The sequence below is a fragment of the Oceanimonas marisflavi genome (assembly GCF_003049725.1).
GTDB classification, from domain to species: Bacteria; Pseudomonadota; Gammaproteobacteria; order Enterobacterales; family Aeromonadaceae; genus Oceanimonas; species Oceanimonas marisflavi.
Map to the genome: position 1 here is coordinate 53,070 of NZ_QAGM01000021.1, position 9,299 is coordinate 62,368.

11 protein-coding genes are annotated in these 9,299 nt (G+C 60.2%); 9 read left to right on the forward strand and 2 right to left on the reverse strand.

The window, feature by feature from the left end:
• The first annotated feature begins 24 nt into the window (after positions 1–24).
• The 9 genes from DA373_RS12915 to DA373_RS12955 all read left to right on the forward strand — a co-directional run bounded on the left by DA373_RS12915 (position 25) and on the right by DA373_RS12955 (position 7,391).
• Positions 25–708: a pseudouridine synthase gene (locus tag DA373_RS12915; RefSeq protein WP_107852732.1), complete on the forward strand. Its 684-nt coding sequence runs from the start codon at positions 25–27 to the stop codon at positions 706–708.
• 95 nt (positions 709–803) lie between these two features.
• Positions 804–1,220 (forward strand): GNAT family N-acetyltransferase, encoded by a 417-nt coding sequence (locus tag DA373_RS12920; protein WP_107852721.1) that lies wholly within the window; start codon positions 804–806, stop codon positions 1,218–1,220.
• Positions 1,221–1,405: 185 nt separating this feature from the next.
• A complete protein-coding gene (locus DA373_RS12925) occupies positions 1,406–2,968 on the forward strand; it encodes a BCCT family transporter (RefSeq protein ID WP_107852722.1) in 1,563 nt (520 codons plus the stop codon).
• A 170-nt stretch (positions 2,969–3,138) separates the two neighbouring features.
• Complete coding sequence (locus DA373_RS12930) at positions 3,139–3,540, forward strand: DUF2170 family protein (RefSeq protein WP_107852723.1); 402 nt, start codon at positions 3,139–3,141, stop codon at positions 3,538–3,540.
• Positions 3,537–4,223, forward strand: coding sequence for a PspA/IM30 family protein (locus DA373_RS12935; protein ID WP_107852724.1), 687 nt, complete (start codon positions 3,537–3,539; stop codon positions 4,221–4,223). The genes DA373_RS12930 and DA373_RS12935 overlap by 4 nt, the downstream gene beginning before the upstream one ends.
• A 1-nt stretch (position 4,224) precedes the next feature.
• Positions 4,225–4,866 carry a YjfK family protein gene (locus DA373_RS12940; RefSeq protein WP_107852725.1) on the forward strand — a complete coding sequence of 214 codons (642 nt, stop codon included), beginning with the start codon at positions 4,225–4,227 and terminating at the stop codon, positions 4,864–4,866.
• Positions 4,867–5,177: 311 nt separating this feature from the next.
• Complete coding sequence (locus tag DA373_RS12945; protein WP_107852726.1) at positions 5,178–5,594, forward strand: DUF350 domain-containing protein; 417 nt, start codon at positions 5,178–5,180, stop codon at positions 5,592–5,594.
• A 10-nt stretch (positions 5,595–5,604) separates the two neighbouring features.
• A complete protein-coding gene (locus DA373_RS12950; RefSeq protein ID WP_107852727.1) occupies positions 5,605–6,225 on the forward strand; it encodes a DUF1190 domain-containing protein in 621 nt (206 codons plus the stop codon).
• A complete protein-coding gene (locus tag DA373_RS12955; protein ID WP_107852728.1) occupies positions 6,225–7,391 on the forward strand; it encodes a glutathionylspermidine synthase family protein in 1,167 nt (388 codons plus the stop codon). The genes DA373_RS12950 and DA373_RS12955 overlap by 1 nt, the downstream gene beginning before the upstream one ends.
• A 110-nt stretch (positions 7,392–7,501) precedes the next feature.
• Here the strand turns inward: DA373_RS12955 and DA373_RS12960 are convergent, their stop codons facing one another.
• Positions 7,502–8,485 carry a porin gene (locus DA373_RS12960; RefSeq protein ID WP_107852729.1) on the reverse strand — a complete coding sequence of 328 codons (984 nt, stop codon included), beginning with the start codon at positions 8,483–8,485 and terminating at the stop codon, positions 7,502–7,504.
• A 76-nt stretch (positions 8,486–8,561) separates the two neighbouring features.
• On the reverse strand, positions 8,562–8,861 hold the full coding sequence (locus DA373_RS12965) for a hypothetical protein (RefSeq protein WP_107852730.1): 300 nt from the start codon (positions 8,859–8,861) through the stop codon (positions 8,562–8,564).
• Positions 8,862–9,299 lie beyond the last annotated feature (438 nt).

Below are 9,299 nucleotides of genomic sequence, written 5' to 3' on the forward strand. Positions count from 1 at the left end.
CTCTTTGCCAGCCCCCATGAACCCATGCGACTCGATAAATTCATCTGCAAAAGCACGGATCTGAGCCGGGCCGAGGCCAGGCGGGCCATTGCCGCCGGCGAGGCCCGGGTCAACGGTGAAGTGATCACCCATGAGGCAGCCCAGGTGCACGAAAACAACCACATCACCCTGGCCGGCCAGCGACTGGTGCCCCGCCCGTTTCGTTACCTGATGATGCACAAGCCCGCCGGCACCCTGTGCTCCAATGTGGACGGCGTCTATCCGTCGCTGTTTCGCTGGCTGCACATCGACAAGCCCGACGAGCTGCACATTGTCGGCCGCCTCGACGCCGACACCACCGGCCTGGTGCTGCTGACCGATGACGGGCGCTGGTCGTTCAATATCACGCGGCCCGAGCAACACTGTGCCAAGGTGTATCGGGTAACCCTGCGGGATCCGCTGGCGGAACATGTTGCTCCCCGGTTTGCCCAAGGGCTGCTGTTACAGGGCGAAACCAGACCGACCCTGCCGGCCAGGGTGGAGCCGGCCGGCCCCCGCGAGGCGCTGCTGACCATTACCGAAGGGCGCTTTCATCAGGTCAAGCGCATGTTTGCAGCGGTGGGCAACCGGGTAGAATCGCTGCACCGGGAACAAGTCGGCAACGTCCGGCTGGATCTGCCCCCGGGCCAGTGGCGCTCCCTGACTTCGGATGAGGTGGCCGGGGTCTGATATGGCCAAAGGGTGCGCACAAAGCCTGCATACTCGCACAAACCCGGATAACATGATGGTGTCTTTCCCTTATTAACAAGCACCTGGAGTCCGCCATGCATATTCAACTCGTACCCTTTGATCACGAACATCAGCCGGCCATTCGTGCCGTGCGCAATGCCGTATTTATTCAGGAGCAGCACATCAGCCCGGAGCTGGAGTTCGACGGTCTGGACGACAGCGCCATTCATGTGTTGCTGAGCATCGACGGCCAGTGGGCGGCCACCGGCCGCATGCTGGACGATGGTCATATCGGCCGCATTGCCGTGGTCAAGACGTTTCGCGGGCTGGGGCTGGGTTCAAAAGTGGTACAGGCACTGGTGGACGAGGCCGCCCGCCGGGGCTTGCCACGGGCCTGGCTGGGTGCACAGAAATACGCCACCGGCTTTTACCGAAAGCTGGGCTTTACTCCTTACGGAGACGAATTTCTTGATGCAGGCATCGTCCATGTGCATATGGAAAAGCCGCTGTAACACGGCCACAGATAAACGACAAAAACCACAAAAAAACAGCACTTTATAGAGGCTTCACCTTCTGTTTCCGCCGTTATATTCCAAACATGGCATACCGGCGGTTTATTTTGCATTCTAATCAAATTTCACTTTTTAGCGCCTTTTCTGTACAATTGGCGCGTTCATGCATTGAACAAAGTGAATTGATGAAAGTTTCCAAACTCAGCCTTAACGAACAAAGGCTGGTGGCCGGCCTCAGCGGCGGCTTCCTGCTCCTCTTTGTAATCCTCGCCTTTTTTGACCTGCAACAGATGACCCAATGGATCAACCAGGGCTTTGCCTGGACCGTTGATGTATTTGGTCCTCTGTGGCAGGTGTGGATGGTGGCCAATCTGGTCATCGCCCTGGTGCTGGGCCTGACCCGCTACGGTGATATCCGTCTGGGCGGTGCCGTGGCCCCCGACAGCTCCACCTTCCGCTGGCTGGCAGTGATCATGTGTACCCTGCTGGCCGGTGGTGGTGTGTTCTGGTCCGCCGCCGAGCCCATGTATCACTATGTGACCACGCCGCCGCTGTTTGCCGATGCCGAATCCGGTGTATCCCAGGTGTCTGCCGCCCTGGCCCAGAGCTTTATGCACTGGGGCTTTCTGGCCTGGGCCGCACTCGGCACCCTGTCTGCCATCGTGGTGGTGTACGCCCACTATCACAAGGGGCTGGCCATGCGCCCGCGCACTCTGCTCTATCCGCTGCTGGGCAAAAAGGTGGAAACCCACTGGCTGGGCACCCTGGCCGACGTGGTCTCCATTATCGCCGTGGCCGCCGGCACCATAGGCCCCATCGGCTTTCTCGCCACTCAGCTGGGCTTCAGCTTTGAGGCGCTGCTGGGCTGGGAAAACAACTACACCCTGCAGCTGGCCATTCTGGGTGGCCTGGTGGCCATTTATACCCTGTCGGCCTCCACCGGCATTGAAAAGGGCATTCAGTGGCTTTCAAGCGCCAACGTGGTGCTGGCGGTGGTGCTGCTGGCCATTATTCTGCTGGCCGGTCCGGGCAACTTCATCATTGACGCCTTCCTTAACGGCATGGGTACCTATCTGCAGGACTTTATGCCCATGGCGCTGAACCGTCAGGATGACGCCTGGCTGGGCTGGTGGACCGTGTTCTTCTGGGGCTGGTTTATCGGTTACGGCCCCATGATGGCGCTGTTTATCGCCCGTATCTCCCGCGGCCGCTCCCTGCGCGAGCTGGTAATGGCCGTGGCGGTGATGGCCCCGCTGGTTACCAACTTCTGGTTCTCCAGCATCGGTGGTGCCGGCATCTTCTACGAGCAGGCCGCCGCCGGCGTGGTGTCCGCGCCCCTGCAGGAAAGCGGTCTGCCCGCCGCCCTGCTGGCGGTCACCCAGCAACTGCCCCTGGCCGAGCTGATGGTACCCGCCTTCCTGGTGCTCACCGTCATCTTCGTGGCCACCACAGGTGACTCCATGGCCTATTCCATCGCCATGGCGATCAGCGGCGACCACACCCCGCGCACCAGCCAGCGCATTTTCTGGGCCCTGACCATGGGTCTGGTGGCGGCGGTACTGCTGCGCATGGGTGAAGGCGGCATTAATGCGCTGCAGTCCTTTATCGTGATCACCGCAGCCCCGGTGTCGCTGCTGCTGCTGCCGGTGCTCTGGACCGGACCCAAGATGGCCCATGCCATGGCCTATGAGCAGGGCATTGTGACCCAGGCGCCCCGCAGCAAGGTCGCGGCCGAAAGCGCTTCCTGACCACCCTGTTGCAATAAACAAGCGCCCTTAACGGGCGCTCTGCTGGCTGGCAGCCTGCGCTCCGGCCGGCCGAATACAGTTTCAGGTTCATTCGGGCATAAGGGGTGGTCTTTGGAACCAACTTTGTTCTATCTTGTCTGGGTTATGGCCCACACAACACGGAGCAAACCATGGCCTGGAACCTGGAACAACTGCACGACCTGCTGGCCAAACGCCACGGCTGGCGCTGTTCACTTGAGAACGACTCTCTGCTGATCACCAACCAAGAAGGGCTGGAAGCCTATCTGGCGGTGTCCGGTGAGCAGATCATCGCCGAAACCCTGCTGTTTCCCGCCCAGGCGGTGACCGACGCCGCCGCCCTTAACGACACCATTCTTCGCACTCACCAGCTGTTCCCGCTGACCACAGTCGGCATCAGCCATATCAGCGGTGACGACTACTACATCGCCTTTGGCGCCCTGTCGTCGGGCTCAAAGGAAGAAAGCGTGCTGATCGAGGTGGAAACCCTGTTCCGCAATACCGAAGCCTTTCTCGAGCTCTATCAGGACCATCTGCAAGGAGTAACCTCATGAGCGTATGGAAAAAACTGGTCACCGCCATCAAGGGCGGCGCCAACGACGCCGCCGAGGCCGTGGCCGACAGCCAGGCCCTGCGCATTCTGGAGCAGGAAATCCGTGAGGCCCGACAGGAACTGCGCCGCTCCGACGAGGCCCTCACCGGCATTATGGCCAAGCGCAAGCTGGCCCGGCAGAAGGTGGACGCCATCGGCGCCAGCATTGCCGACTATGAAGGCCATGCCCGGGCCGCCATGGCCAAGGAAAACCGCGAGCTGGCGCTGGAATGCGCCCAGCGGGTAAGCGAACTGAAAAACGAGCAGGACGCGGAAAAAGCCTACCTGGATCAGTTCACCGCCTCCGAGCAGACCCTGAAGGACAATATCGGCACCGCCAAAAACCGCCTGCGCCAGCTGGAGCAGCAACTGGATGTGGTCAAGGCCACCGACAGCGTGCAAAAGGCACAGGCGGCGGTATCGTCCCGCCATACCGGCGCCAACTCGCGCATGAAAACCGCGGTGGAATCGCTGGATCGCATCAAGCAGAAGCAGACCCAGCGTCAGGCCGAGCTGGACGTGGCCGCCGAACGCGCCGCCACCGAAAGCGGGGATGCCCTGGAGCAAAAACTGAAATCGGCGGGCATTGCCGGCAGCCAGTCGGCGGGCGCCGAAGACGAGCTAGCCCGTATTCTGGGCAAATAACATGTTCGACTGGCTGAAAAAGAAAATGCAGCCCCCGGCGCCTCGGGGCGAGCCGGCCCCGGAAGTGCTGGGGCTGCGACTGGGCGGCGGCATTGAGCTCGATGCCCTGCGGTTGTCGCTGCTGGAAGGTCAGGTCACCTTTGAAGGGGCCGCCAGCACCCAGCTTATTCAGGCGGTGGGCCGGGTGATACTGGATGACAGCCACCAGCTGCTGCGCTTTTACACCGACGACGACGGCTTTATTCAGGTGCTGCTGAGCGGCGGCACCACAGACGACTGTGTGTCCGAGGTCAAGCTCTGGTACTTTTATCGCACCACGCCGGTGGACGGCGACGCCGCCTGGAACCGGCTGCTGGAACAGGAGCTGGTGCAGCCCGAGTGGGATCTGGACGGGCAAGCGTTCAGCAAGGCCTGGGACAACACCAGACCCGTGGCCATGACCGAAACCACCTGGCTGCAGAACGGCCACCGCAGCGACACCGATCAGTTTGTGATGCTGTATGAACGGGTGCTGGACAACGGCGACGCCGAAATGCTGATGGTGGCCGGTGAGGAAAAGATCAGCGGCCACCAGGCCGAGCACAGCCTGGTGCTGGCCACCGGCATCGACTTGAGCCCGACCGATTTTCGGTTTGTGAGCTGATGCTTGCCGGCCTTGCTCAGCGGAGTAGGCTGGAATGAGCGAAGCGAATTCCGGCGTGAAAGCGGCTGTATCTCGCTCCCACGCTCCAGCGTGGGAGTGTGTACCTTGGCAACAGGCCGCTTGGGCTACGACCAGATATGCATTCCCACGCAGAGCGTGGGAACGAGGACGAGAGAGGCGCTGCTTTAGCCGGCGCGCACCTGTTGGGATGCCGTTATAACCGGCTTGCTGCGCAAGCCCTGCCAGCTAAAGCGGCAGCTACAACACAACATGCAGATAAATCGTTATTTTTAAAACGGAAAAGGATACTCATGGACGCCTTACTCACTTCCCTTTCGGGCCTTGGCCCCTTTTTGCTGTATTTCGCCCTGTCCATCGTCATGCTGCTGCTGTTCAAGTGGCTGTATGTGCTGGTGACCCCCTGGGACGAATGGCGGTTGATCAAGGAAAACCAGAACCTGGCGGCGGCCATCGCCCTGGTGGGGGCCTTTGTCGGCTTCTCGCTGGCGGTGGCCAGCGCCGCCGCCAACTCGGTGTCGCTGCTCGACTTTGCAGTGTGGGGCCTGGTGGCGCTGGTGGCCCAATTGCTGGCCTTTGCCATTGTGCGGCTGGTGTTTCTGCCCAGGGTGGCCGAACGCATCAACGAGGGGCAGGTTTCCGCCGGCGCCGTGGTGGGCGGCCTGTCGGTGGCCGTGGGCCTGCTTAACGCCGCCTGCATCACCTACTGAGGAGGTTGTGATGAAACGCTCCCGACGCCAGTTGCTGAACCGCATGACCCAGCGCATCGGCAAGCCGGTAGGTGCCGCCCTGGCCGGCTCCATGCTGCTCAGCGCCTGCGGCCAGAACGAACCCGAAATGCAGGTGTACCGGTCGCCGGATGACTGCCGCAACGACAACCCGGAGCTGGCCGAGCAGTGCCAGGCCGCCTATCAGCAGGCCCTGGCCGAATCCGCCGACACCGCGCCCAAATACGACCGCCAGTATGACTGCGAGGCCGACTTTGGCGGCGGCAACTGCGTACCCTACCAGTACCAGGACAACAACTGGTTTATGCCCGCCATGGCCGGCTTTATGTTTGGCCGCCTGCTTGATCAGAACCGTTATATTCACCGGCCGGTATACACCTCCTTCAACCCCTATTCTCCCTACTATGGCCACTGGACTACCGCCGGCGGCTACCGGCTGGGCAAGGCCAGCTACGGCAAACGCATGCCGGTCAGCCGGGAAGCACTCAAGCCCAAACCCAAGGTCACCCGCACCATTTCCCGGGGCGGTTTTGGCTCCTCGGCCCAGGCCAAAAGCAGCTGGAGCAGCAGCAAGCGCGCCACCGGCAGTCGTTCCCGGGGCTGGGGCGGCTGATGCTGCGGGTCGGGCACAGGGAGCGCCCTCACTGGCGAACCCAGGCGGAGCAGCTGGGCTTTGGCTTTCACACCATGTACGGCGAGCCCTACTGGGACGAAACCGCCTACTACCAGTTCACCCTGGCCCAGATTGAGCGGGATATTGAAGATCCCACCGCCGAACTGCACCAGATGTGCCTGGAGGTGGTGGACCGGGTGGTGCGTGACGAGCAACTGCTGCGCCGCTGCGGCCTGCCCGAAGCGCGCTGGCAGGATATCGCCGACTCCTGGCAGCGGCGGGATCCCAGCCTCTATTCCCGGCTGGATCTGGCCTACGACGGTCGTGGCCCGGCCAAACTGCTGGAAAACAACGCCGACACCCCCACCAGTTTGTTTGAAACCGCCTTCTGGCAATGGCTGTGGCTGGAAGACAATGTGGATGCCGGCCGGCTGCGCCGGGATGCGGATCAGTTCAATCTGCTGCAGGAGCGGCTGGTGAACCGTTTTCGGGCCCTGGCACCGGATCACGCCGGCCAGACCCTGCACTTCGCCTGCTGCAAAGACAGCATCGAAGACAGGGGCACGGTGCAGTATCTGGAAGACTGCGCCCGGGAAGCCGGGCTCGACACCGCCTTTGTGTATATGGAAGACATCGGTCTGGGCGAAGGCGGCTGGCTGACCGACAGCCAGAACAACACCATCGACTGGCTGTTCAAGCTCTATCCCTGGGAGTTCATGTTTCAGGAGGAATACGCCGCTCACCTGACCTCCAGCCGGGTCAACTGGCTCGAGCCCATGTGGAAGTCGGTGCTCTCCAACAAGGCGCTGCTGCCGCTGCTGTGGCAGCAGTTTCCCGGCCATCCCAATCTGTTGCCCGCTTATTTCGGCGACGATCCCGCCCGTTCGCAACTGCACGAGTATGTGCAAAAGCCGCTGTTTTCCCGGGAAGGGGCCAATATACGCATAGTGCGCCACGGCGAGGTGGTGGCCGAGGTCGACGGCCCTTACGGCGAGGAAGGCCATATCATTCAGGCCTGGCACCCGCTGCCGGTGTTTGGCGGCCGCCATGCGCTGGTGGGCAGCTGGCTGGTGGACGACGCCCCCGCCGGCATCGCCATGCGCGAGGACACCAGTCCCATCACTCAGGATCTGTCCCGCTACCTGCCCCATATTATTTTGGGTTGATTGGCATCATGGTTCTGTAGGCGCCGCTTTAGCTGGCGCAACCTGAAGACGGCTGTGTCTTCACGGCCTGTTACACAGGCCCTGCCGGCTAAAGCGGCAGCTACAGGGGCTCAGAAGTAATACTGCATGCCCACGCCGTAGAGATCGTCCTCGTGGTCGGCGCGGTTCACCAGATATTCGGCATACACCTTGGCCCTGGGCATCAGATAATATTCGGTAGCGAGAATCACCTTGTCTTCCCAGCGTTCGTGGGCAGGCTCATGCAGACTCAGCCGGTTATAGCCCAGGCCAAGGGCCAGCTTCTTGTAGCTGTAAGACACCACCCCTTCCCAGTATTCAAAGCGAAAGCGGTCAATGCACTCGGGCCCTACCCAGCACACATCCTGATAATCGGCCCGACCCCGGGTCAGTGCCGCATAAAAACCTTCGGGGGTCTGGTAACTCAGGCCCAGCGCCAGGTTACTGATATCCCCGTTGGGGGCACCCTGCTGCTTGTTTTCAACGGCCACGACGGCCCTCAGTCCATTCTTCGCCTGATAACCGGCAGAGGCACCGTATTGGGCCCGGGTGCCGCTGTTGTGGTCCTGCCTGTCGGCATCGTTAACGGCATAACCGGCGCGCAGATCCCAGCCGCCACTGGCCCAGGTCACCTTGAGCTGATCATCCAGGGTGGGCTCTGTCATATAACCGTGGCCGCCAAACAGGTTAAATACGTCTGTCAGATCCCGCAGCTGGTTAAAGGGGCTGTCGCTGCGTCCCGCGGTCAGCTCCAGATCGTCCATGATGCGCACCCCCAGCCAGGCTTCATCCGAGTAAATCCGGTCGCCGTAACGACTGTCGTTCACCAGATCCCAGCTCAGCTCACCAATCAGGATCACCTGTTCATTCAGCCGGCCGGCACCGGAAAGCCCCAGTGAGGCCAGAGTATCGCCACCAAAGGATTCGGCCTTGTAATCCTGCTGATAACCTAGGGCACCGAATTCCTGCTGGATTTTGCCGTGCAGCTCCAGCGCCTGTTGCTGATCGTCCGTGCTCCAGGTCAGCGCCATGGCCGGGGTGGTAAAAAGAAAAAGGGAAAGCAGTGCGCGCATCATGAGGTGTACCGGTTAACCATGAAAAAGGGTGCTGCAACCAGCACCCTTTTGAGTTCTTCACTGACAAGCCGGCTGATTAATGGCCGAAGTTCTTCTTGTAGGAATACTCGTTGCCGTTCACGTTCTTGTTGATGGTCACGCTGCCATCGTCGTTAACCTGCTTGTCAACGGTGTAGGTGTAGGTTTCACCGTTGGCCTTGGTCACGGTTTTGGTGAAAGACACGGTGCCGTCTTCGGATACGGTCTTGCTCACCTGTACATCGGCATAGTCATTGCTGTAGCTGTTGTTGTAGGAGTAGTTGCCACCGAAACCGGCATTGGCGGAAGCGGCGAGGACCAGAGCGGCTGCGGAAATAACCCATTTGGCTTTTTGCATTTTTATATTCCTTCTTATCGTGCATATATACTGGTTCACGCTGGCGTGACCACTGCGAACAGGTTCACAATCCAGAAGGCCCCTGGCCTCCCGCCTGCGAACGAAGTAAATGCTACACCCCAAGAAATGAATACAAAAGACGATTAAAATTGTATACAAAATGTAAAACGATGCTTTCTCTGCGACATTGGTTACAAATGAAATAAATCCTTTTGAGACCAGCTCTCGATCAGGAAAATAATTCTGACCAAATGGTCAAAAAAAGTATATTGAGCTGGGTCAAAGCCTGTCACTGAGCCCCAATGTATCGGCAGGGCGGGAGCATACTTTGCTGATAATTTAACCAAAGAACAGCTGGGCTCGGTAATCGTCGTTCCAACTGGCTCGTTTCAGCTTGTTGCGCTGACTCGGTGAGCCGCATTCGCTTTGCTTGAGGAT